Below are 23,750 nucleotides of genomic sequence, written 5' to 3' on the forward strand. Positions count from 1 at the left end.
CTAGACCTCCACACATCTTACAGTAATCTACTCAAATCTATGATAAACATATGATATAATTTCACATATAACATTACATACGATAAAAATAAGCTATTAAAACAAGAAATTGTTATCTTTTATTATAGCTTTATATTCTATATCTAACAATGATAAACTAGGGAGTCCTATATGTCTAACAATCCATATATAGCACCTGATACATTAATAACAGGCGGTCATATTACCAAAGAATCTACTTCTATAACTATTCTATTTGACGATATTCACTACTCTTTGAGTAGTGGACAATTAAACGGCGGATTTCACCACACCCTTGGTGTGCGCAATCAACAATTAACCTATCATATAGAAACAGAAAAAGATTTACCAGGCGGTTCTGTAGCAAATTATTTAGCCCAAGAGTTTGAATATATCGATGTGCCTGTTCATTTTAGTACAGCACTATTAACATCTGCTACTATCTCACTTCACGCCTATACAATAATCCAAGAGAACGATACAATTGTTGAAACAATCATCACTGGTGGTTATAATAAAACAGCTCATCGTGCAGGTACAGGCTATTGTTACGAAGAAAAAAATGGTGATTTTCATACTCCTGGCACGATTAATATTCTTGTATTTACCAATAAAGCTCTCACGGACAGTGCTATGGTAAAAGCTATCATGACAATTACAGAAGCCAAAACGGCAGCACTACAAGATTGGAGAGTAGAGAGCACAAATGAAGTACCAAAATATAATACTAATATAGACCGCAGTTTAGCCAAAGAAAAACATACTTCTGCTACGGGTACCGCTACAGATGGAATCATACTAACAATTGATACAAACGGTGATGTACTAACTGATGCAGGATCTTATTCTTTATTTGGTGACACGTTAGCCAAATCTGTATATATTGGAGTACAACGTGCATTAGCAAATGCGGTAGAATTTGAATAATTGACATACAAAAAGAACCTTTGTGAATCATTGAATGGAACCTCTCAAAATTGTGTCCAATTTTAGGAGGGCAGTTCATACTATCGCAAAGGTTCTTTTGTATATCTCACAAGTATAAGGTCTAACCCCTAACCTTTATTACACTTAATATTCTTGGAATATTCTTTTTAAATCCTTACATGTACGCTCTTTCTGTAACGCTAACATCAACAAGATACGGGCCTTTTGAGGAGATAAACTATCACTAACAAAATAACCTACCTCTGCATCTTGAAGCACATTGGATACAATGCCACTTCCTGTTCGAGACGCACGTACAACAGGAATCGCTAAATTTGATGTTACCTTACGAATGGACTGAGGAATTGTACCGTGCCCTAATCCAGCTAATACCAATCCAGATGGATTTGTTGCCACAAGGGCAAGCCCTACAATTTCTTCTATGCCTGCATAACATGTAAGAATTTCAACACGTGGTAACTCCTCATCATCAGGCAGTCCAAATTCAGATTCCATCGTATGCTTACGTAATGGACTCGTATAGTAATGTGCCACCCCATCCTGAACAATGCCCAAATGACCTGAATTAGGACTACCAAAAGTAGCTACATTAGTTGTATTCATCTTAGTAACATCTCGTGCTCCATCGATATACCCATTAAGAACCACTAGTACACCTTTATTATAAGAAGCGGGAGTCCGAACTACTTGAATAGCTTGTAATAAATTAATAGGACCATCAGCGCTAATAGAACCGGCAGGGCGCATAGAACCAGTAAGAACGATTGGTTTATTAGTATGAACCGTAAGATGCAAAAAATACGCCGTTTCTTCCATACTATCTGTCCCATGTGTGATAACGACACCTTCAATATCATCATGATCAACACATTTTTGTACTAACTTAGATAACCGAACCCATTGAAAAAGCGTTATATCTGAACTTTCAATATTACAAAATTGATTACAAACATAAGGTCCATAGTCTCTAACACCAGGCACAGAAGCTATTATGTCTTCTAAAGGCAGTACACCCGCTGTATAACCTGTTAAGTCTGTATCAGAAGCGCCTTGCCCAGCAATAGTACCACCTGTACCGATGATTGCTATTTTCTTAGTCATTATATTCTCCCTGTAGTCATTATAATTTAGAAGGTATAAAGGATGGCATTAACTCTAATTTATGACGATTGATACGTTGCAAATAGTCAATACGTTCCTTCGTCTTTATATCATCGATTTCACCAGTCCGAATATACCGATCAAGAATGGCATAGGTAAATCCTAATTTATCTTCATCAGACTGACCACTAAGCCCATCACTCGGTGTTTTATCTACTAAATGCAGTGGAATATCCAAAAGACGTCCAATTTGACGCACCTCTTCCACTACCAGATGTGCCAACGGGCTAAAATCGCCTGCTGAATCGCCAAATTTTGTAGAGTATCCTACATAATCTTCTGAACCATTGCACGTATTAGCAATACGTGCACCATGTGGTAAATTTTGACCTATAGCATACAATGTAGCCATCCGTAAACGCGGAGGTGTATTAATTTCCGCATCATGTGCTAAATCTACACGGCCCGTCACGTTTGTAAATCCTTCACCTTGTACAATAGACTTACTTAAAGCGCGATAAGCATCGCCAATATTGACAATCATATAAGGTATGCCAAGATGAGCCACGACAGCTTTTGCATCATCAATATCTGATTGTATATCATTAGGCATAAGTACCCCTACAACACGCTCAGCACCAAGTGCTTCTTTGCATAAAGCTGCTACGATGGTAGAATCCTTACCACCAGAAATACCTACAACAGCAGTACATCCTGGCCCATTGTTATCAAAATAATCTCGGATCCACGCTACTAATTCCTCTCTTGTCTTTTCTGGATTTATAAGCATAGGACCTCCTATTTTTTACGGCCAATACGATTTAACAAGTCCATTTTCATATGATAATACTCTGGACTCATATCTAAATAATGGCTATGTGGATTTTCAAAGCGTTGCTCTTCTTCCCATATTTCATGTGTTAATTGATCCTGTACATATGCACGAATTTCTTTCAATGTTGGAGGTTTCACAATCTGTTTACCATCTTTAATAACTAATTCTTGCATATTTTTAAATGTACAGTTTTCAAAATATAATTCTTTCCATGGTTTTTCTGGATCAATATAACAATATGGGGAATTCGTAGATGGCTTTTCACCAGGTAAGGTCAATAATTCTGCTATAGCCTTCCCCTCTGCACTATAGACGCGATACACATTTTTGAGGCCTGGATTCGTAATTTTAGTAACCGATTCTGACACCTTGATACGAGGTTCCCATTTGCCCTGCTTTTCAATACCTACTATTTTATATACTGCACCAAATACAGGGTCCGTTTTCGACGTAATCAATCGTTCCCCTACACCGAATATATCAATGGGACCACCTTGCGATAAGATAGAAGTAATTGTATATTCATCAAGACTATTCGACGCCATAATCTTACAATCTTCCATTCCTGCATCGTCTAACATATTTCGTGCATGTTTTGCTAAATATGCTAAATCACCAGAATCTAATCGTATACCCTTTAACCGATGGCCTTTTGGCTCTAAAACATCCTTTGCTACCTTGATGGCATTAGGTATGCCAGAATTCAATACATCATACGTATCTACGAGGAACACGGAACTTTCCGGATATACCTCAGCATACGCTTTAAAGGCCTCATACTCAGAATCATGGTACATAACCCAACTATGAGCCATAGTACCATTAACAGGTATATCAAATTGCTGTCCTGCTAACACAGTAGCAGTACCATGAACACCACCAATATACGCCGCACGAGCACCATATACAGCGGCATCAACATTATGAGCACGACGAGCACCGAAATCGGATACAATGCGACCATCTGCAGCACGCATAATACGATTTGCCTTTGTAGCAATCAGTGATTGATGATTAATCATTGTAAGTACGGCTGTTTCCGCTATTTGTGCATCAATGAGCGGTGCCACAATAGTTAAAATTGGCTCATTAGGATATATAATGGACCCTTCTTTAAAAGCATATACATCACCGGTAAATTTAAAGTTATGCAAATATTTTAAAAACTCATCGCTAAATAAATGCAACGATTTAAAATACGCAATATCCTCTTCATCAAAATGGAGATTTAAAAGATAGTCTACTACTTGTTCTAATCCAGCAAAGATTGCAAAGCCCCCTTGGTCTGGATTGCGACGATAAAATACGTCAAAGGCAACGCGGTCTGTATTGTCTTGTTTCGTAAAGTACCCATGAGCCATGGTCATCTCATAGAGATCCATAAGCATACTAATGTTACGACGTTCATGTTGCATACTTTCACCATCCTAAATAAATATAAAGTACATTATACAGCATACAGCGCGTTCGTTATTCATTACGCTTGATACTATTATAAACTATATACATTGTCTTTTCTATTCATAGTACATATGATATAACTATATTATAGATAATAATTACTTATTAATTAATGAATAAAGATAAATAAACCTATACAAGAAAAATTAGACTGATATAGGTTATATTTTAGAATGAGAGGTACCAAATGGACACAATCGTTCAAGCAAAACGCGTATTAGAAATTTTTAAGGAAATGAGCCAAATTCCACGTGGTTCTGGTAATGAAAAGGGCATTAGTGATTACATTGTTAACTTTGCACATAATCTTGGGCTCGAAGCTACACAAGATAGCGAATGGAATGTAGTCATCAAAAAGCCAGCTACACCAGGCTATGAAAATCGTCCATCCGTTATTCTTCAAGGTCATATCGACATGGTATGTGTAAAAGGTCATGACTCTAACCACGATTTTTCAAAAGATCCTATTGCCAATATTATCGAAGGAGAATGGATGCATGCCGATGATACAACATTAGGCGCAGATAATGGGATGGGCGGCGCTATGATTTTAGCTGTCCTAGAGGATAAAAACCAACAACATGGTCCCTTACAAGTGTTATTCACAACCAATGAAGAAACAGGTATGGATGGTGCTGCAGCGGTAAAAGAGGGACAAGTGACAGGTGATTATCTAATAAACCTAGACACCGAAGTAGAACATGAATTCTGCGTTAGCTGTGCTGGCGGTTGCCACGTTAATGTATCAATACCTTTATTACGCGAAAATAATCTGCCAGGTTATGATGCGGGGCTAGCTTTAACTGTTCAAGGTTTAAAAGGTGGTCATTCTGGTATTGAAATCATCGAACAACGCGCCAATGCTAACCAAGTGCTAGCTCGAGTTCTTTATGATTTAGAAAAGCAATACTCCTTTAACTTAGCCTCTTTTGTAGGTGGTGTTAAACATAATGCTATTCCATCTAAAGCAGTGGCAACTATGTCCGTACGCAAGGAAGATATAGAGGCGATCAAAACTCTTATCGCATTCTATGAAAAAGAATATAAGCATGAATTCGCCATTAAAGATCCTAATCTTACATTCGTAGTTGAAGAAATTCCTACACCTGAAACAGTGTATGCGGATGATACATCTGAAGCGTTAATCTCTTATCTCTACCTTGCAGAAGATGGAGTTCATTCCATGAGCCAAACCATCGAAGGTCTTGTAGAAACATCAGATAATCTTGCCATCGTTTCTGAAAGCACCCACACAATAGACATCCTCGTATCAGTTCGTAGCTCCAATAAAAACAGTTTAGAATACTTAGCTAAGAAATTATTACTCCTCGCTGATACATTAGGTGTTTCAGCTACACGTAGCGGTGGTTATCCAGCATGGGAATATGATAAAGGTTCAAAATTGGAAGAACAAGTTATTTCCCTTTACAATACGATGTCCGATACCCCTGCCCGTGTAAGTGCAGTCCATGCTGGTCTCGAATGTGGTCTACTAAAAAATGTGTTACCTAATACAGAAATGATTAGCTTTGGACCAACAATTATTAGCCCACACACCAATATGGAACGTGTACACTTACCTTCTGTAGAACATGTATATGTATTTCTCAAAGAATTATTGAAAAAATTACATTAATTTTCAAAATTTTACAAAATAATATTTATTCACATAAGCGTATGTACTCATATAACTACTATGAGACATACGCTTTTTTATAAAATTAATACAGAAACATATAAACACGTTCACATATACTCATATGAGTATAATATTATCAAATTTTCTAATAAACCACATTGTTATTGACCTGCCCAACCTTTTCTCATACCTATAAGGGTATTTTTTTATGTTAAGTAAGAGTAGTATACTATGTTTACATTTACACGGGAGGTGCATTATGATACCAATTACTATCATATCCGGTTTTCTAGGTGCTGGAAAAACAACATATTTACAACATATATTAAACCAACGTAATCAAAGTGAACGTATATTAATCATAGAAAATGATTTTGGTGAAACTAGTTTGGATGCGAAACAATTATCTACAACAGGTGCAACCGTGCGAGAAGTAACATCTGGATGTATCTGCTGTAGCCTACAAGGTAACTTTAAGGATGCCTTAATTGATATTCTATCCACTCAAGATATCGATCAAATCTATATAGAACCTTCTGGCGTAAGTAAATTAAGTGAGATTTTATATACGTGTAATGATGAAGATATCACAGCTAAAGCTTATATCAATATGATTATAACGATTGTAGATGCAATGCAGGCACCAATGGCAATCAAAAACTTTGGCCCCTTTTTCAAAGACCAAATTATGAACTGTTATGCCATTCTCCTTACCCATATAGAGGATGAAAAGCAGGTTGAAAAAACAAGACAGCTCATTGTTAAGCTAGCACCTCATACACCAATTTATACCGATATAAACACAATACAGCAAGATATACATCAACTAGAACAGGCAAATCATGCAGATTACAAACATGATTTTGAAACCAGCCATTGCCACGAATGCGAAAATAGCAAACATCACAATACGGCTCATCATGGGGGCCACAGCCAGCATAATCATGATGATGATCATCATCATGAGCACCAACCATTTGTTACCTACACATTCCATAATCTACAACCCCTAGAACATACACAGTGGATCGATTTTTGTAATGAGTTACCATCCACGATACTACGGATTAAAGGCATCATTCCTACTGCATCAGGCCCTATGGAATTACAATATACACCACAAAGCTATTCCTTGACTCACACTCAATTAAAAGACTATCACCTAGTGGTTATCGGCACAGAGATAGATATTTCATCTATCAGCAGAAAGGTGTGTCGTCCATTATGATTTCTGTATATATCGTAACAGGTCTATTAGGTACTGGAAAAACTACCTTAATCAACCAAGAATTACGAGAACGAAAAAAGCTAGGTTCTACTGAAATCATCTGCTTTGAAGAGGGTGCCACAAACAGTATAAAAGAGCCGCTATCCATTGATCCAGATGATATAGAAGAAGACCTTCCCCATGTTATACACCAAATCCAAGATTATATTTCCTCAACAAACCCCAAAGAAATCTGGATTGAATGGAATGGTATGTTCGCATTTCAACAATTAGAAGACATCTTTTTTAACTCTATTCTAAAAGAATTTTGTCATCTTGAACGAGTCATCTATACAGCCAATACCAACAACATAACACCCATGATTCAGGCACTTGGAGAACGAGTGTTATCACAAATATATAGTGCAGATCATATTATTTTATATTCTGATGATACGAGGAAAACCAAATCAGTCAGAACTTTATTACAATCATATAATTCAGAATGCTCTATACTAATCAATCCTAGTATCGAGGATTTTCATAATCAACTGTCTCATCCAGTATGGCCATGGTCATTGTACGGTATTATAGCCATATTAACATTATATATATTACTCGTTACTGTATTTCGTCATAGTATCTCCTATTCCATCCATCAAGTGCTCGCCATTGCATCGGGCATTATATTTGAAGGAATACCATTTTTATTATTAGGGACCATCATTTCTACAGGAATCGCTTTATTTGTACCAGACAGGTGGCTAATGCGTTATCTGAAAGGTGACTCTATTAAAAGTTACTGTATTACGGCTGGTAGTGGACTGTTATTACCAATCTGCGATTGCGCTACGATTCCAATGTTTAATGCATTATTAAAACGAGGGATTCCCCAACATATAGGCTTACTATTTATGCTAGCTAGCCCTATCATGAATCCTATCGCATTATTAGCAACGTATTATGCCTTTCCAGATACTCCTAGTATTCTTTTATACAGAATACTAGGAGGCATTATAATTGCATGTATAGTATCACTTACATTTAAATGGAAGCCACATCAATTACCTAAAGTCACTAATAATTTACCACTAGCTAAAGACTACCAATATACTTTATCATCTCAGGAATCTAACAAAAAGAAAGTATTTTTATTACATGTAGAAAAAGAGTTCAGTCAATTACTTATATACTTTTCAGCAGCAGCTTTCACATTAGCACTATTTCAAGTATGGATAAAACCTACATTCTTATCCAGTTCACTAGATGTAGCCGCACCTATTGCTAGTATATTATTAATAATATTGGCATTTCTCTTTTCTCTATGCTCTACATCGGATGCCATTATAGGCCGTTCCCTAAATAATCTATTCCCTATATCATCAGTTCTTGGTTTTCTTTGGCTAGGACCAATGATCGACCTTAAAAACGTCTATATGCTACGCCAATATATCTCAGCATCATTTATACTTCGTCTAGTTATCACCATCGCCATTACCACGTATATCATGACATTACTATTTCAAATTTTATATATTCTATAAGGAGATTAGTCTATGTTATCAAAGCTACACAATAAAGATATACTCTGTGTCATTAGAGGCCTTCTATACACGGCTTTAGGTATTAGTTTTTTATATCTACTGATTACGGGACAATATAAATCATATATAGCTCCACGATACCAATTATTTTTACTATTAACGGGCATAACATTATTATTGGGAGGTATTATTTCAATCCTATGGTCACCTAATAAACAATATAAACACAATTGGAAATCCATTACACCTATCATAATTCCACTTGTTTTATTAATTGTTCCACCAATTCTATCTCCAAATTCTGTACAAGTAACAGGCAATACAGCTGTAACAGACGATCGTAATGATTTTGATTTCTCCCAAGACGATATTGGTGATGTGATTACAGTTAACAATACAGCCAAAGACCCTGGTATTTCTAAAGATAAAAAAGAAATCGTATTAAACTCGGATAATTATTATCGTACAATCGTTACACTCGGATCAAATCCAGAAGCATATGTTGGCTATAAAATTTATATGACAGGTTATGTTAATCGTGATGACAATACCTTAAAGTCCAATGAATTTACACTTTCACGAATGTCAATGGCATGCTGTATAGCAGATGTGTCCCCCATTGGTCTAACCATGCATAAGACTGATGGTGATTCTTACAATAATAAGAAATGGATCACTGTAGAAGGTACAGTATCGACGAGAGACTTTCACGGGCGAAAACAACCATATATAGAAATAAACAAAACTAAAGATGCACAAGAAATTTTAGGGTATGTATATCCATAATACAGAAAAGGGACTACCACACAAGTGATAGCCCCTTTTTTATATTCTCTACAAACATTATCGTAATTGACCAATAATTCGTTTTCCCATCACAGCAGCAACAACACATAAGAATATATCTGGACCAACTGGAATCAAAAAACAAGACCAAATAACAGCCCACCAGCCAATAGGTGTACCTAAATATATATTCATTATCATATATAAATAGACCATACCAAAACCATATACGATTAACAAATTGATAATAGCACCTATTAGTAACATCTTAACAGAGTGAGTTGGTGAAAGTTCACTAAAACGCCCCACAACATAAGCCCCAACCATAAAGCCGATTAAGTAACCAAAGGTTGGTTGAAATACATATCCGGGACCACCACCAGATGTAAAAACAGGAACACCAATAAGGCCTAATATAATATAAATACCAACACTAATAGCCCCTAATCGGCGACCTAAAATAATACCTGCTAATGTAGTAAATAAAATTTGCAAGGTAAATGGGCAATTAGGAAGTGGCACACGTATAAAAGCGCCAGCTGTTATTAATGTTACAAATAAGGCAGTCATTGTCAACTCTCTTGTACTCAAGCGTTGCTTTGAAATGGAACTCATAGTTATACCTCCATTAATCCAATAAAATAAACCTATCTAAACAAACTACATATCTTTTCAAAGTTATTAAACCATTCTCTCTAACTTATGTCAACCAACAGTATTTTTATGTGGTTTACATTATGTAATGTAGCCTTAAAAAAAGGATATTCCCTATTTACGTCGAATATATTATGTATATTCCAAATTTTAAATAAATATTTCTATTAGTTCATTTTGTTTTCATTTTTTGGTATTAAATTATACGTAAGTAGATTGAGCAAAATCTACTTGTGTGATTGCTATTAGGCAAAACCCTTTTATGGAGGTAATTAACATGAAAAAAGTAAATAATTTGTCTAAAGTATTATGTGCTCTTGGCGTAAGCACAGTACTAGTAGCAGGTGTAGCATCTGCAGCACCAGCTTACCCAACTACTAGTTCTTGGAATGGCGTTGGTAGTGTAGCATCTCCTATGCAAAGTAGCGAAATCGACTACGTAGGTGCTGTTACTACATTACATCGCTACTATCCAGATGCAATGGTTACTTCTATTTCCTATGATGCAAAACATCATCCAACTTACGAAGTAGAAGCATATACTAAGACACAAAAAGTAGAAATGAAAATTGATGAAGCAACAGGCCAAGTTGTTTCTAATCAAGCCAAATCCATCAGTGCGTGGAACAAATTAAAGAAATCTAACAGCTTTAATCCACAAAATACAATTACACCAGAAACTGCTGAAACAAAAGCTATCGAACGCGTAGGCAGTGATTTCCAAACAATGGAATGGGAATTGAAAATGGAAGGCAACAAAGTAGTTTACAGCTTAGATATGACTAACGGTGGCGACAAAAAAGCTGACGTTAAGATCGATGCTGTTTCCGGCAAAGTTCTTAGTGCTAAAGTAAAAACAACAAAATACTAAGCACAAACTATATATTATATAGATTACCTAACCGCTATATAATATATCTCTCCAATTTCTTAACACACTCATAAAACTAAACACTCATAAAAACTATACACACATAAAACAAACCCTTTTAACACACACACATATACACATACTAAAAGGCCTTGAATGATCAAATTCAAGGCCTTTTTCTTATATCTACGAATAAAAAAAGATGACAAAAAGGCTGTACCAAATAGTATTACTATATTCCGGTACAGCCTTTTATACAGGTTTTTCTTTTTATGTTCTATAGATTTTTATGGAGTTATGCTTTAAGGAGTTTAGAAGTTAAGATTAAGCTTTATCCAATGCTTGGGAAAGGTCTTCAATAATATCATCAATATTTTCAAGACCAACAGATAAGCGAATCATGTCTGGAGTTACACCAGCAGATTTTTGTTGTTCTTCATTAAGTTGTGCATGTGTTGTGGATGCTGGATGAATAACAAGAGACTTAGCGTCTGCTACATTCGCAAGGTTGGAGAAGATTTCTAATGCATCAACTAACTTGATACCAGCTTCTTTACCACCTTTAACGCCAAATGTAAATACAGCACCTACCCCTTTAGGAAAATATTTATTCGCTAATTCTTTATATTTGCTGTCTTCTAATTCAGGATAATTTACCCATGCTACTTTAGGATGATTATGCAAGAATTCAACAACCTTACGAGTATTTTCAACATGACGTTCTACACGCAAGGACAATGTTTCAATACCTTGCAAAATTTGCCATGCTGCTAGAGGTGTAATACATGCACCTGTATCACGAAGTAATTGTGCACGAATTTTTACAGTAAAAGGAATTGGTAAATCGCCATATACTAAACCATTATAATGTTCATCGCCTTCAACGAAGCTAGGGTATTTACCAGATGCTTTATAATCAAATTTACCAGATTCTACCACTACACCAGCCAAAGTTGTACCATGACCACCAAGATATTTAGTAGCAGAATGAACTACTACGTCAGCACCATGTTCTAATGGACGGAACAAATATGGGGATGCAAATGTATTATCTACGATTAAGATAATATTATGTTTATGTGCAATATCCGCTACAGCTTGAACATCAATAAGGTTGATACCAGGGTTACCGATAGTTTCGATATATACAGCTTTAGTATTGTCATCAATAGCTGCTTCAAATTCTTCCAAATTGTCAGAATTAACAAATTTAGTTTTAATACCAAAGCGAGGTAATGTAGAGGTAAATAAATTATATGTACCACCATATAATGTAGAAGCGGCTACGATATTATCACCTGCACTTGCTACATTCAAAACAGAGTACGTAATCGCTGCAGAACCAGATGCTACAGCAATACCACCAGCACCACCTTCAAGTTGAGCTACACGAGCATCTAACACATCAGTAGTCGGATTACCAAGACGAGAATAAATACCACCAGGATTAGTCAATGCAAAACGGCCAGCTGCTTCTTCTGCATCTTTAAATACAAAAGATGTTGTTTGGTAAATAGGTACTACACGAGAACCTGTTGGATCTACCGTATGACCAGCATGTAATTGTAATGTTTCAAATTTATATTGTTTGCTCATCAAATTCAACTCCCATTCATATAAAGGAATAAACTTCATTTCTTATGCCTATTATATTACTATGTTTTAAAAAATATGTCCACAACTTTTTACAATATATTCTCCATAACTATAAGCTATGGCAAAAATTTTGGCGCCCTTTAAATATAATATTGATATAAAGAACCTGTGGGACATCAAAACGACTTCGGGCTCCGCTTTAGCGCAGTAACATATCGGCTTTGATGTCCCACAGGTTCGAATACTAATGTATTTAAATATAAGCACCAAAATTTTTATCTCGTTCAAATTTCATCTTCTGAATTTGCTCAATAATATATGGTGTTTCTTGATATACATAATAATTTAACCAATTTGTAAATAACAATGTACTAACTGATCTCCACCTCATAATTGGGCGTTGTTTAGGGTCGTCATCGGGAAAATAATTCTCTGGCACTGCAATATCATCACCTTTAGTAAGATCTCTCTCATACTCACGTTTAAGGGTATCCCAATCATACTCAGAGTGACCAAAGACAAAAATATGTTTATTATCCAAACTACGGACAATAGCAGCTCCTGTAGGATCAGATCCAGCTAATAATTCTAATTCTCGATGCTCGTTAATTTGCTCTAATGGAACTGTAGTATGTCGAGAATGTGGCATCCAAAATTTTTCATCAAAACCACGCAATAAAACCGGTTGATCATTATAAATATCATGCTCATAAACACCAAATAACTTCGAGTCCATAATTTGTTTATCAATGCCAAAATGATGATATAAACCAGCTTGTGCGCCCCAACAAATATAGAACGTAGAATATACGTGGTCTTCACTCCAGTCCATAATTTCCACGAGTTCATCCCAATAATCAACGTCTTCAAAAGGCATCAATTCTACAGGAGCACCTGTAATGATCAAGCCATCAAAGAACTTATCTTTAACCTCATCAAATGTGCGATAGAATGTATCTAAATATTCTTCGTCTACATTCTTGGATTTTCGAGATGCGGTGTGCAAAAAAGTTAGATTCACTTGTAATGGGCTATTACTAAGAGCACGAAGGATTTGCGTTTCCGTAACTTCTTTTGTAGGCATCAAATTAACAAGTAAAATTTGAAGAGGCCGAATTTGCTGGGTTTCAGCTCGTTCCGTATCCATCACAAAAATATTCTCTTGTGCTAACTTTGTTATAGCCGGTAAATTCTTAATAACTTTAATTGGCATTGTGAAACCTCCTAAAACTCTTTAGCATCATAAGCGCGACGCAATGCCTCTAAACCTTCCATCAATGTAGCACGCGGACAAGCCACATTAATACGTTCAAACTTTTCACCATCTTTACCAAACATGGACCCACTATCTAACCATAGTTTTGCATCATTTAACAACCATTGTTCACGTTCCTTTGGCGTCAATGGCAATGCAGAGCAATCAAACCACATGAGATAAGTCCCTTCAGGACGGTACATGTGAAGCTTTGGTAAATATTTTTTGAAATAATCAAGAGTATATTGAATATTACCTTGAATATATTCTTTTAATTCATCAAGCCATGGTCCCCCAACTTCATAAGCACCTTGGCATCCTACTAATCCCATAGTATTTAATTGACTATATCCTGCACGATCAATCTCTTTAATAAATCGGCGGCGCAAGGAATCATTAGGGATGAAAATATTAGATACTTGTAATCCTGCAATATTAAAGGACTTACTAGGCGCTGTACAAACGATGCAATGCTCAGCATAACTTTCACCTAGATTAGCAAAAACCGTATGCTTATGACCATTCCACACAAAATCTGCATGAATTTCATCGCTAATAATAATCACATTATGTTTAATGCAAATATCACCAAGTCGTTTCAACTCATCTTCAGTCCATACACGTCCTACAGGATTATGCGGATTACAGAGCAAAAACAATGTCACATTATGCTCAATGATAGCCCGTTCCACACCTTCAAAATCAATGGTATACCTATCCTCGCCTTGAATTAAAGGAACGTTAATCAAGTTACGGTCATTATCATCAATCACCATACTAAATGGATAATATACAGGCTGATTAATGAGCACACCGTCTCCTTCCTTAGTGAAAGCACGCACTGCCATAGCAAGAGCAAACACAACACCAGGTGTTTTCACCAGCCATTTTTTATCAATATTCCAATTAAAACGGCTAGCGAACCATTGTTTTAGAACATTAAAATATGCATCATCTGACTCTGTATATCCGAAAATACCATGATTAACACGTTCTAACAAGACTTGCTTTAGTTCACCAGGAATTTCAAAGTCCATATCTGCTACCCAAAATGGTAATACATCAGCAGGTTTACCACGTTGTACAGCAAAATCATATTTCAAAGACTTCGTATGCTTACGATCTACGATTTTGTCAAAATTATATCGGCCCATATTAGCCTCCTTTTATTTATTGAAAGCTTGTGCTAAATCAGCAATCAAATCGTCAGTATCTTCAATACCAACGGACAGACGCAATAAACGGCGCGTAATACCTTTACGTTCTGCATCCTCTGGTTTTAAGTCAGGATGTGTTTGTGTAACAGGATATGTCAATAAGGATTCAGTACCGCCTAAACTTTCAGCAAATTGTATCAATTGAATCCCTTCTAGCACTTGTTTTGCCGTTTCTTCACTATCTACTTCAAAAGATAACATGCCACCAAAACCCGTAGTTTGAGATTTATTCACTTCATAACCGGGATGTTCTGGAAGGCCTGGAAATAACACCTTTGTTACCTTTGGTTCTTGTTTCAACCACTCTGCAAGAGCAATGGCATTTTTTTGATGCTGTTCCATGCGCAGTGCCAATGTTTTAATACCACGAATAACGAGCCAGCTATCGAATGCGGACAAGCAAGCACCTATCGTTTTATAAATAAGACGTAGTTGAGCTGCCAAATCATCATCTTTCACAATAGTAAAACCAGAAATCACATCATGGTGGCCCCCGATAAATTTCGTACCACTATGCACAACAATATCAGCGCCCAATGTTAATGGTTTTTGGAAATAAGGACTTAAAAATGTATTATCAATAATAACAAGTGCATTATGGTCATGTGCTATTTTACTTAACGCACGTATATCTGTAATCTCCATCATTGGATTAGTCGGTGTTTCTATATAAACAGCTTTAGTATTAGGTTTAAAAGCCGCTTGTACAGCATCAAGGTCTGATGTCCCTACATAAGTAAATTCAACACCATTCTGTTCATAAATATTAGTGAATAATCGAATGGAGCCACCATACAAGTCGTCCCCTAAAATAACATGATCTCCTGGCGAGAACAAATGAAATACTGCATCAACAGCAGCCATACCAGAAGAAAACGCAATCGCTTCCGTACCTTCTTCCAATCCAGCAATTTGTACTTCAAGACGATCACGAGTTGGATTGGACTCACGCGTATATTGGAATCCTGTTGTTTCACCTAAACCAGGATGTGTAAATGTACTGGACATATAAATTGCTGGAGAGATGGCTCCTGTACTATCCGGTCTACCACTACCGTGAACACATTTTGTATTAAACTTCATCGTATCGTCTCCTTACATATATCTGATGAGATATATTCCTATACACAATCATATCAACAGGCATTATAATTCCTGCATATAACTAGGGTATAATAATCCCACTACAAAACTATAGTATTATAATATATCTATTATAAGAAAGTACTCTGTGCTTAGTCAATTAAAAGGCTTTCTATATACCTCAATACAACGCATTCAGTCATATGTATTTTGAATGAGTTGTCATAACTTTTAGTTTTTTACAAAAAAAAGTTTGTAACTGAAATGCATTTTTCACATTCTGTTACAAACTTTTTTATTATATATATTTTTTAAGACGCCAACATCCAATCCACTAATATCCACAAAACAATGAGAGTCACTACAAGTCCCATCGTTAATATTGTAGATGGTGTTGCATCAATAAAACCATATTTATGTGCCATTTGCTTGGTAATAATTTCTGTTCCAGTTGGGGCTCCAAAACGATTGCTCACTGTTTTACCAGGTAACGCCATTAAGATGAGTACTACAGGAATTCCTACAAAAGGAACCAGGGCTAATAAAATAGGCCACCCTGACCACCCTACATCATGTAAACGCCGAACGGCAACAGCTACACCTGGGATGATAAACCCAATCGACAAGACAAAAAGTATAACCAAGCCCAAACTAACGCCAGTTGTTCCCGATACAGGTGTGACACAACTAATAGCAGCACATATAAACAATATAATTGCTACGATTAATTGATAGATAAGCATAAAATGCCAATATTCACCGCGACTAGCACGGCCCTCAAAATCCGCATATTTATGAACTACACAATTTTTGAAATTTTCTATAAAGCCTAATTCATAGGCATCAAGTGGCAGTGGGATATTTTTCATATGCCTACAATACGGACAATAACGCTCTGAAATAGATATTCTCTGCCCGCATTTTGGACAAGCACGCATGCCAAACCTCTTTCTCTAATAAATCTATATCAATAATTACTATCTAAACAAAATCATTATATTCATCTATCATTCATTTTACAATATTTTTCAATATAGTCAATAAATCGACAGTTAAACTTTCATAAAATTTTCATATAAAAAAACCTCGTCTTACGCAACCGTAAAACGAGGTTTCATTTACAATACTCCTCTAGAGTTAAAAGATATCCATGCACTTGCAATAAACTGTTGGGTAAATATCCAGATATATAAAATAATAGCAAGAGCCCCCATCAATATATCTTCTCGTAATGTAGGTGTATGCTCTAATCCCACTTTCTGTTCCATAATAGGTGTAATAGCTGTATATCCTGTTTTGTCCCCATACACATTAATAGCATTATCACCTTTTTTAACAAGATTAGATAAGAGCACAAAAACACCAATAATAGGAATAAAAACAAGGAGAAATGTCAAACCACTCTTTCCTACATCATGTAATCGACGACACGTAATAGCAAGAGTCGGCAAAAGGTAAATGAGATGTAATATAATAATGAGTGCCAATATATAGTCGCTTACATCTGATGTATTGCCAAGAATCATGTCTACAATACTACTGAAAACCGCCATACCATCTAACACAATTTCACGACTCACTATAAAACGCCAAAACTCACTACGGCTAGCTCTACCAGAGAATATCGCATATTGTTTAAATCCACGTTTAATGGCCTCCATATAGCTCACATCATATATCATATTTTGATCCATAGGCCCTCCTTATCTCAATTCATTTTTTTGATCATACGGTACAATAGATTCAATGCGCCACGTATCATGTTCATATCTCATCTTTATAAACATTCGATTAGGATAGTCTTTTTCTTTAAAAGTCATATCAAAGGAAATATGATTGACGTCCTCATCATCTATAAATACTCCTTTTAAAAAGAGCGTATTCATTTGACGATTATGGTTAGACTGTACAGATTTGCTCCATTGATCATAGGTGCCATATTTCTCACGTTCTCGATGAGCTAGTAGTCGATATGCCTCTTGATATTGCCCTTTATTAAGATCAGCATAATACTCTATTACCACCTGTTTAGCAGATTCAAGTGCTACATCGCTGCCTAATGTCTTTTGTGCCATAATCATAAATGCACCAGGTTTCATTTGTAAATACGCATCGATTTCCTTATCTACAGCAGAGGAAAAACTATATATCCCAATCCCCCAACTAACAACAGTAAGAATAATGGTAACAATAATACTTGTTCTACTATACGATGTACGTACCACATTACTAGAACCATCTAGATTTTGTATATTGTTTCCCATTTCATCGCTAAATAAATCGACTTCTTCAAAGGGCTCTACTGTTCTTTTAACAGCAGGATGTTTCTTTGTACCTCGCAGCAATAATACGTTAACGATTAGAATGCCTATATAGGGAATAAACCCTAATAGCAAAAGCCATTCGCTATTATTTGTATCATGCAAACGGCGTACCATAGCACCCAAATTAGGCAATGTAAGAGCCATAATCGAAATGAACCACAGCGCAAAAACTATGCCTATCGTATATATAAATAGAGCACTATGAAGGGATAATAGACCTAGCACGGCTAAGCATAGACCAACAATTAAATGCTCAACGAGCATAAATCGCCAAAATGAGCCCCGAGAAATGGTGCCGGAAAAATCACAATACCGGTCTATAATATTATCTTTTATTGTATCAATCACTAATTGTTGTATCATTAAAAATCCTTTTCTCAAACGATATATCTAGATTCATAATACCAAATATAGTATAGATTCTACAATGAGTAAAAAAATACATAATAATTATATAATAAAATGTATAAATTAAGACCTATCTAGCGAATATAGCTCTAACATAGTATACCCACATCGATAGACTATGTTACATTTTCTCTAGATAGGTCTTAATCATTATAAGCCTTATATATGATATAACGATATGATTATGCGCCTGCTTTTAATACAGCGTGCTTCATAGATTGTACATAATCAAATAACACTTCATCAGCCTTATCACCATGTTCTGCTACGATTTTAACGATTGCAGAACCTACAATAGCACCATCAGATACGCGTGCCATCGCTTCCGCTTGATCTGGTGTCGAAATACCAAAGCCAACAGCTACTGGAATATCCGTATATTTACGGATTGTTTCCACAATGGATTTAATATCTGTTTTGATTTCACTACGCATGCCTGTAACACCAAGAGAGGATACACAGTACACAAAACCTTCCGCTTCTTTAGCAATCATTTCAATACGATTTTCAGATGTTGGAGCAATTAAGGATACTACTTCAACGCCATGTTTATTAGCCACACTAGCGAGTTCACCTTTTTCTTCAAACGGCATATCTGGCACAATAACGCCAGCAATACCAACCTCTTCACAGAGAGTAAAGAACTTTTCACGACCAAATACGTAGATTGGGTTCAAATAAGTCATGAACACGAGTGGAACTGTTACTGCATCATCACCAGTGCGCAAACGACGAACCATATCGAAGATATCATTAATTTTTACGCCTGTAGAAAGAGCACGTGTACTCGCTTCTTGGATAACAGGACCTTCCGCTGTTGGATCTGAGAATGGAATACCAATTTCTACCATATCCGCACCAGCTTTCACCATCACGCGAATATAACGTTCTGTATTTTCAATACCATGGTCGCCAGCACTAATGAACGGGATGAATGCCTTGCCCTTTGTGAAAGCGTCTTTAATTTTATTCATGTAGATCCACCCCTCTATATTTCGCCATAGCCGCTACGTCTTTATCACCACGACCAGATAAACAAATAATAATGATATCATCCTTGCTCATAGTAGGCGCAATTTTACGCGCATGTGCCACTGCATGAGCACTCTCGATAGCTGGAATAATGCCCTCTAAACGAGACAAATATTCGAATGCATCCACCGCTTCATCATCTGTTACAGGCACATATTCAGCGCGACCACTATCGCGTAAATATGCATGTTCAGGTCCTATACCAGGATAATCAAGGCCTGCAGAAATAGAATATACCGGTGCGATTTGACCATCTTCATCTTGGCAGAAGTAGGACTTCATACCGTGGAAAATACCAACTGTACCTTTTGCCATGGTAGCCGCATGTTCTTCTGTATCAATGCCACGACCTGCTGCTTCACAACCGATAAGGCGAACGCCTTCATCTGGAATAAAGTTATAGAACATCCCCATCGCATTGGAACCACCACCGACACAAGCCATAACAGCTGTTGGCAATTTACCTTCCGCTTCCAGAATTTGTTCACGTGCTTCACGACTAATGATAGATTGGAAATCACGAACAATCATAGGAAATGGATGCGCACCCATAACGGACCCCAACACATAATGTGTATCGGACATGCGATTTGTCCATTCACGCATTGCTTCAGAAACAGCATCTTTTAACGTACTAGTACCAGTTGTTACAGGATGTACCTTAGCACCCAATAGCTCCATGCGATATACGTTAAGCGCTTGACGTTCACAGTCTTCAGCACCCATGAACACTTCACATTCCATACCCATTAACGCAGCCACAGTAGCAGTTGCTACACCATGTTGACCAGCACCTGTTTCAGCAATAACGCGAGTTTTACCCATCCGTTTTGCCAACAACATTTGGCCGATTACGTTATTTAATTTATGGGAACCTGTATGGTTCAAATCTTCACGTTTCAAATAGATTTTGGCTCCACCAAGATCCTTTGTCATGCGATCTGCATAATATAAAAGGGATGGACGGCCTGTATATGTTTTATGTAAATCCTCAAGTTCACGTACAAAATCAGGGTCATCTTTATACTTGTTGTATGCCTCTTCCAATTCGATGACTGCATTCATTAATGTTTCTGGCATAAATTGGCCACCAAAGTCACCAAAATAGCCATGTCTTTGTTCACTCATATAACTTACCTTTCTATATATATTTCACGACATTTATGAAAGCTTTAATTTTATCATTATCCTTCATACCGTCTGTTTCTATACCACTGCTAATATCTATACCATACGGACGTACTGTACGAATCGCGCGAGCCACATTTGTGCTATCAATACCACCAGCTAGCATAAATGGGCGTTCAAACTCATCTAAACAAGACCAGTCAAACACTTCCCCCGTACCTCCGCGCTCATCCTTATGGTACGCATCAAATAATAGCATGTCTGCACTACTATCAATCCATGTCTCTGCGTCGCTAGCACTACGAATCTGAACAGCCTTCCAAACCTCTACATTAATACGTTCTTTTAAGGATCTGATGAAAGCCTCATCTTCATCACCATGCAATTGCACCGCGTCAAGATTAACCTTATTTGCAATGGCAACAAGATTATCTAATGTTTCATTTACAAAAACGCCTACCGTTTTAATCTTCTCAAAATTAGAGTTTTCTTGGGCAAATTCCTTACTATCCTGTGCTGTATCAGTATTCATTGGTACTGTAACTTCACCATATGTTTTTTCGTATTGCTTATGAAGTTCGTCCACTAATGTCTTAGCCTGTTCTACAGTCACTTGTCGTTTGCTCGGTGCAAATACAAGGCCCATGTAGTGTGGCTTTGCCTCTACAATGGCAGGAATGGTTTCTACCTTAGAGATACCACACATCTTAACCTTTGGCGTATAGTAGGTGGAACCATAGAGATATGCTAATTTCTCAACCTTATTAGGTGAACGCATAAAGGTTTCCCCCATCAAGGCTACGCCGATATTGTTATCTCGCAATACTTGGATATCCTTTGGTGTTTCTAGACCACTTTCAGATACGAAAATCACATCGTCTTGAACGAGATTGCGCAAGCGCACACTGTTTTGTACGTCTACGGTAAAATCTTTCAAATTGCGGTTGTTAACACCAATAATACGGGCACCACAATCGATTGCCATTTGTACTTCATGCTCATCATGAGCCTCTACTAAAGAAGACAAACCTAGAGAATCGGCTAACTCACGGAACTTCGTTAAGGTAGGTACATCGAGGCATGCACAGATTAATAAGATTGCGCTAGCTCCCCATACCTTCGCTTGGTAGATTTGGTATTCATCAATAATGAAGTCCTTGCGAAGGGCAGGGATTTTTACAGTGCTAGCAATTTCTTGCAAATATTTTTTATCGCCTTTAAAAAAATCTGGCTCAGTTAATACAGAAATGGCTGCTGCCCCTGCTACCTCATATTCTTTAGCGATGTCTAAATACGGGAAGTGCTCTGCTATGATGCCTTTTGATGGAGACGCCTTCTTTACTTCGCAAATAAAGTTAAAATCTTGCTGACGAAGGGCTGCTTCAAAAGGAAATCCTGTATTGGATGGTAATTCCAAAGCCGCTGCTTTCACAGCCTCAGGAGACTTCATATGTTTCTCTTGGGCTACTCGAACCTTAGTAGCCTCTACAATTGTATCTAAAATCAATGGTTATACCTCTTGTGTTGCTTTCACAAACTGTTCCATTGTGGCAAGAGCCTTACCAGAGTCAATCATGTGTTTTGCCTCTTCAATGCCCTCTGCCAATGTAATGCCATCTTTTGCAAGATAAATTGCCATGCCAGCATTGAGGAGAACAGCTGTACGTTTACCACCCTGTTCACCACCGAGAACACGACGTGTAATCTCAGCATTTACTGTAGCATCGCCACCTTCAAGCTCTGTTTTATCAGCGTATTCGAAACCATATTCTTTAGGATCGAATTCGTAGTTTGTGAAAGTACCATTATTAATTTCGCAGACGTACGTTTTATTTGTTGCCGTAATCTCATCAAGACCATCAAAGCCGTGTACCACTGCACCGCGTTTTACACCAAGGTTAGCCAATACGCGAGCCAATGGTTCTACCAAAGATGTATCATAAACGCCCATTAATTCTACAGTAGCACCTGCAGGATTTGCCAATGGTCCGAGGATATTGAACACGGTACGAACGCCCAACGCTTTACGTACAGGCCCCGCATATTTCATAGCTTGATGATACACAGGAGCAAACATGAAGCACATATTGGCTTTATTAAGGACTGCCTCATTTTGTTCACCATTAAGCTCTAATTTAGCGCCTAATGCTTCGATTAAATCAGCAGCACCACATTTACTAGATACACTACGGTTACCATGTTTCGCTACTGGAATACCTGCTGCGGAAATAATGAAACCAGACGTAGTAGAAATGTTGAATGTATTCGCCTCATCACCGCCAGTACCTACGATTTCAACTACAGTTTGCTCATGAGGAACAGAACCAGCCTTCTCACGCATAACCTCAGCAAACGCTGTAACCTCATCTACAGTAGGGCCTTTTGCCGCCAAAGCGCACAAGAAACCAGCCATAGGAACCTCAGCTACCTCGCCGCTCATAATTTTGTTCATTGTGTCTTTAGCAAGGTCGTAAGATAAATCTTGACCATGCGTTACTTTATATAATGCTTCTTGGATCATTTATAACTCCTTACTTGTTGTTCATTTCTATTTTACATGCATCTTGTGATTATGGGGTTAGTTGTCTTATTAACTCTTGTGAACTGATAGGGACCTACCTCCTCCACCGGCCGGGTCTG

Annotated in this window: 21 protein-coding genes; 6 read left to right on the forward strand and 15 right to left on the reverse strand. The window is 37.1% G+C overall.

Annotated features, from left to right (window positions below; all coding sequences use genetic code 11):
• Nucleotides 1-171 precede the first annotated feature (171 nt).
• Nucleotides 172-948 (forward strand): adenosylcobinamide amidohydrolase, encoded by a 777-nt coding sequence (locus Q0E20_RS01240; protein WP_295995108.1) that lies wholly within the window; start codon nt 172-174, stop codon nt 946-948.
• 144 nt (nt 949-1,092) lie between these two features.
• Here Q0E20_RS01240 and Q0E20_RS01245 read toward each other — a convergent pair whose 3' ends face one another.
• From Q0E20_RS01245 to Q0E20_RS01255, 3 genes are read right to left on the reverse strand one after another with little or no spacing between them, the layout of a single operon-like run.
• Nucleotides 1,093-2,070 carry an asparaginase gene (locus Q0E20_RS01245; protein WP_295995112.1) on the reverse strand — a complete coding sequence of 326 codons (978 nt, stop codon included), beginning with the start codon at nt 2,068-2,070 and terminating at the stop codon, nt 1,093-1,095.
• 19 nt (nt 2,071-2,089) lie between these two features.
• Nucleotides 2,090-2,860: an NAD(+) synthase gene (gene nadE / locus Q0E20_RS01250; RefSeq protein WP_295995115.1), complete on the reverse strand. Its 771-nt coding sequence runs from the start codon at nt 2,858-2,860 to the stop codon at nt 2,090-2,092.
• A gap of 8 nt (nt 2,861-2,868) precedes the next feature.
• Nucleotides 2,869-4,320 carry a nicotinate phosphoribosyltransferase gene (locus Q0E20_RS01255; protein ID WP_295995117.1) on the reverse strand — a complete coding sequence of 484 codons (1,452 nt, stop codon included), beginning with the start codon at nt 4,318-4,320 and terminating at the stop codon, nt 2,869-2,871.
• Between the two features lie 233 nt (nt 4,321-4,553).
• Here Q0E20_RS01255 and Q0E20_RS01260 point away from each other — a divergent pair, with 233 nt between their 5' ends.
• From Q0E20_RS01260 to Q0E20_RS01275, 4 genes are all read left to right on the forward strand, one after another.
• Complete coding sequence (locus tag Q0E20_RS01260; protein ID WP_295995120.1) at nt 4,554-6,002, forward strand: aminoacyl-histidine dipeptidase; 1,449 nt, start codon at nt 4,554-4,556, stop codon at nt 6,000-6,002.
• A gap of 262 nt (nt 6,003-6,264) precedes the next feature.
• Nucleotides 6,265-7,233 (forward strand): GTP-binding protein, encoded by a 969-nt coding sequence (locus tag Q0E20_RS01265; RefSeq protein WP_295995122.1) that lies wholly within the window; start codon nt 6,265-6,267, stop codon nt 7,231-7,233.
• A complete protein-coding gene (locus tag Q0E20_RS01270) occupies nt 7,230-8,756 on the forward strand; it encodes a permease (RefSeq protein ID WP_295995124.1) in 1,527 nt (508 codons plus the stop codon). Before Q0E20_RS01265 ends, Q0E20_RS01270 begins: the two co-directional genes overlap by 4 nt.
• Before the next feature lie 12 nt (nt 8,757-8,768).
• The gene (locus Q0E20_RS01275; protein WP_295995127.1) at nt 8,769-9,542 is read left to right on the forward strand and encodes a TIGR03943 family putative permease subunit; all 774 of its coding nucleotides are present in this window, start codon (nt 8,769-8,771) and stop codon (nt 9,540-9,542) included.
• 57 nt (nt 9,543-9,599) lie between these two features.
• Here the strand turns inward: Q0E20_RS01275 and Q0E20_RS01280 are convergent, their stop codons facing one another.
• Nucleotides 9,600-10,157 (reverse strand): biotin transporter BioY, encoded by a 558-nt coding sequence (locus Q0E20_RS01280; RefSeq protein WP_295995128.1) that lies wholly within the window; start codon nt 10,155-10,157, stop codon nt 9,600-9,602.
• A 316-nt stretch (nt 10,158-10,473) separates the two neighbouring features.
• Between Q0E20_RS01280 and Q0E20_RS01285 the strand changes: the two genes are divergently transcribed.
• On the forward strand, nt 10,474-11,067 hold the full coding sequence (locus Q0E20_RS01285; RefSeq protein WP_295995130.1) for a PepSY domain-containing protein: 594 nt from the start codon (nt 10,474-10,476) through the stop codon (nt 11,065-11,067).
• A gap of 324 nt (nt 11,068-11,391) precedes the next feature.
• On the opposite strand, the gene Q0E20_RS01290 is transcribed toward Q0E20_RS01285, so the two are convergent.
• The 11 genes from Q0E20_RS01290 to trpD all read right to left on the reverse strand — a co-directional run bounded on the left by Q0E20_RS01290 (nt 11,392) and on the right by trpD (nt 23,631).
• Nucleotides 11,392-12,663 carry an O-acetylhomoserine aminocarboxypropyltransferase/cysteine synthase family protein gene (locus Q0E20_RS01290; RefSeq protein ID WP_295995132.1) on the reverse strand — a complete coding sequence of 424 codons (1,272 nt, stop codon included), beginning with the start codon at nt 12,661-12,663 and terminating at the stop codon, nt 11,392-11,394.
• A 253-nt stretch (nt 12,664-12,916) separates the two neighbouring features.
• Entirely contained in the window at nt 12,917-13,876 is a 960-nt protein-coding gene (gene metA / locus Q0E20_RS01295; RefSeq protein WP_295995135.1) for a homoserine O-succinyltransferase, read from the reverse strand.
• Between the two features lie 11 nt (nt 13,877-13,887).
• Nucleotides 13,888-15,072, reverse strand: a complete 1,185-nt coding sequence (locus Q0E20_RS01300; RefSeq protein WP_295995138.1) for a MalY/PatB family protein — start codon at nt 15,070-15,072, stop codon at nt 13,888-13,890.
• Nucleotides 15,073-15,084: 12 nt separating this feature from the next.
• Entirely contained in the window at nt 15,085-16,218 is a 1,134-nt protein-coding gene (locus Q0E20_RS01305) for a PLP-dependent aspartate aminotransferase family protein (protein WP_295995141.1), read from the reverse strand.
• A 311-nt stretch (nt 16,219-16,529) separates the two neighbouring features.
• A complete protein-coding gene (locus tag Q0E20_RS01310; RefSeq protein WP_366509621.1) occupies nt 16,530-17,156 on the reverse strand; it encodes a zinc-ribbon domain-containing protein in 627 nt (208 codons plus the stop codon).
• Between the two features lie 180 nt (nt 17,157-17,336).
• Complete coding sequence (locus tag Q0E20_RS01315) at nt 17,337-17,912, reverse strand: DUF805 domain-containing protein (protein WP_295995146.1); 576 nt, start codon at nt 17,910-17,912, stop codon at nt 17,337-17,339.
• A gap of 9 nt (nt 17,913-17,921) precedes the next feature.
• Nucleotides 17,922-18,905, reverse strand: a complete 984-nt coding sequence (locus tag Q0E20_RS01320) for a DUF805 domain-containing protein (RefSeq protein WP_295995149.1) — start codon at nt 18,903-18,905, stop codon at nt 17,922-17,924.
• 227 nt (nt 18,906-19,132) lie between these two features.
• Nucleotides 19,133-19,924, reverse strand: coding sequence for a tryptophan synthase subunit alpha (trpA, locus tag Q0E20_RS01325; protein ID WP_295995151.1), 792 nt, complete (start codon nt 19,922-19,924; stop codon nt 19,133-19,135).
• Nucleotides 19,917-21,110 (reverse strand): tryptophan synthase subunit beta, encoded by a 1,194-nt coding sequence (gene trpB / locus Q0E20_RS01330; RefSeq protein WP_295995153.1) that lies wholly within the window; start codon nt 21,108-21,110, stop codon nt 19,917-19,919. The genes trpA and trpB overlap by 8 nt, the downstream gene beginning before the upstream one ends.
• A 13-nt stretch (nt 21,111-21,123) precedes the next feature.
• Nucleotides 21,124-22,617 carry a bifunctional indole-3-glycerol-phosphate synthase TrpC/phosphoribosylanthranilate isomerase TrpF gene (gene trpCF, locus Q0E20_RS01335; RefSeq protein WP_295995156.1) on the reverse strand — a complete coding sequence of 498 codons (1,494 nt, stop codon included), beginning with the start codon at nt 22,615-22,617 and terminating at the stop codon, nt 21,124-21,126.
• Nucleotides 22,618-22,620: 3 nt separating this feature from the next.
• Complete coding sequence (gene trpD, locus Q0E20_RS01340; RefSeq protein WP_295995160.1) at nt 22,621-23,631, reverse strand: anthranilate phosphoribosyltransferase; 1,011 nt, start codon at nt 23,629-23,631, stop codon at nt 22,621-22,623.
• Nucleotides 23,632-23,750: the final 119 nt, after the last annotated feature.

The organism is uncultured Veillonella sp. (assembly GCF_934230905.1).
GTDB lineage: Bacteria > Bacillota > Negativicutes > Veillonellales > Veillonellaceae > Veillonella.

Bases quoted from the DNA above. Each gene is read 5' to 3' on its own strand.
- Q0E20_RS01320 (WP_295995149.1), bottom strand. From the start codon at position 18,905: ATGATACAACAATTAGTGATTGATACAATAAAAGATAATATTATAGAC.
- nadE (WP_295995115.1), bottom strand. From the start codon at position 2,860: ATGCTTATAAATCCAGAAAAGACAAGAGAGGAATTAGTAGCGTGGATC.
- Q0E20_RS01245 (WP_295995112.1), bottom strand. From the start codon at position 2,070: ATGACTAAGAAAATAGCAATCATCGGTACAGGTGGTACTATTGCTGGG.
- Q0E20_RS01290 (WP_295995132.1), bottom strand. From the start codon at position 12,663: ATGAGCAAACAATATAAATTTGAAACATTACAATTACATGCTGGTCAT.
- Q0E20_RS01260 (WP_295995120.1), top strand. From the start codon at position 4,554: ATGGACACAATCGTTCAAGCAAAACGCGTATTAGAAATTTTTAAGGAA.
- Q0E20_RS01240 (WP_295995108.1), top strand. From the start codon at position 172: ATGTCTAACAATCCATATATAGCACCTGATACATTAATAACAGGCGGT.
- Q0E20_RS01315 (WP_295995146.1), bottom strand. From the start codon at position 17,912: ATGGATCAAAATATGATATATGATGTGAGCTATATGGAGGCCATTAAA.
- Q0E20_RS01305 (WP_295995141.1), bottom strand. From the start codon at position 16,218: ATGAAGTTTAATACAAAATGTGTTCACGGTAGTGGTAGACCGGATAGT.
- Q0E20_RS01300 (WP_295995138.1), bottom strand. From the start codon at position 15,072: ATGGGCCGATATAATTTTGACAAAATCGTAGATCGTAAGCATACGAAG.
- trpB (WP_295995153.1), bottom strand. From the start codon at position 21,110: ATGAGTGAACAAAGACATGGCTATTTTGGTGACTTTGGTGGCCAATTT.
- Q0E20_RS01285 (WP_295995130.1), top strand. From the start codon at position 10,474: ATGAAAAAAGTAAATAATTTGTCTAAAGTATTATGTGCTCTTGGCGTA.
- Q0E20_RS01265 (WP_295995122.1), top strand. From the start codon at position 6,265: ATGATACCAATTACTATCATATCCGGTTTTCTAGGTGCTGGAAAAACA.
- trpD (WP_295995160.1), bottom strand. From the start codon at position 23,631: ATGATCCAAGAAGCATTATATAAAGTAACGCATGGTCAAGATTTATCT.
- metA (WP_295995135.1), bottom strand. From the start codon at position 13,876: ATGCCAATTAAAGTTATTAAGAATTTACCGGCTATAACAAAGTTAGCA.
- trpA (WP_295995151.1), bottom strand. From the start codon at position 19,924: ATGAATAAAATTAAAGACGCTTTCACAAAGGGCAAGGCATTCATCCCG.
- Q0E20_RS01275 (WP_295995127.1), top strand. From the start codon at position 8,769: ATGTTATCAAAGCTACACAATAAAGATATACTCTGTGTCATTAGAGGC.
- Q0E20_RS01280 (WP_295995128.1), bottom strand. From the start codon at position 10,157: ATGAGTTCCATTTCAAAGCAACGCTTGAGTACAAGAGAGTTGACAATG.
- Q0E20_RS01270 (WP_295995124.1), top strand. From the start codon at position 7,230: ATGATTTCTGTATATATCGTAACAGGTCTATTAGGTACTGGAAAAACT.
- Q0E20_RS01255 (WP_295995117.1), bottom strand. From the start codon at position 4,320: ATGCAACATGAACGTCGTAACATTAGTATGCTTATGGATCTCTATGAG.
- Q0E20_RS01310 (WP_366509621.1), bottom strand. From the start codon at position 17,156: ATGCGTGCTTGTCCAAAATGCGGGCAGAGAATATCTATTTCAGAGCGT.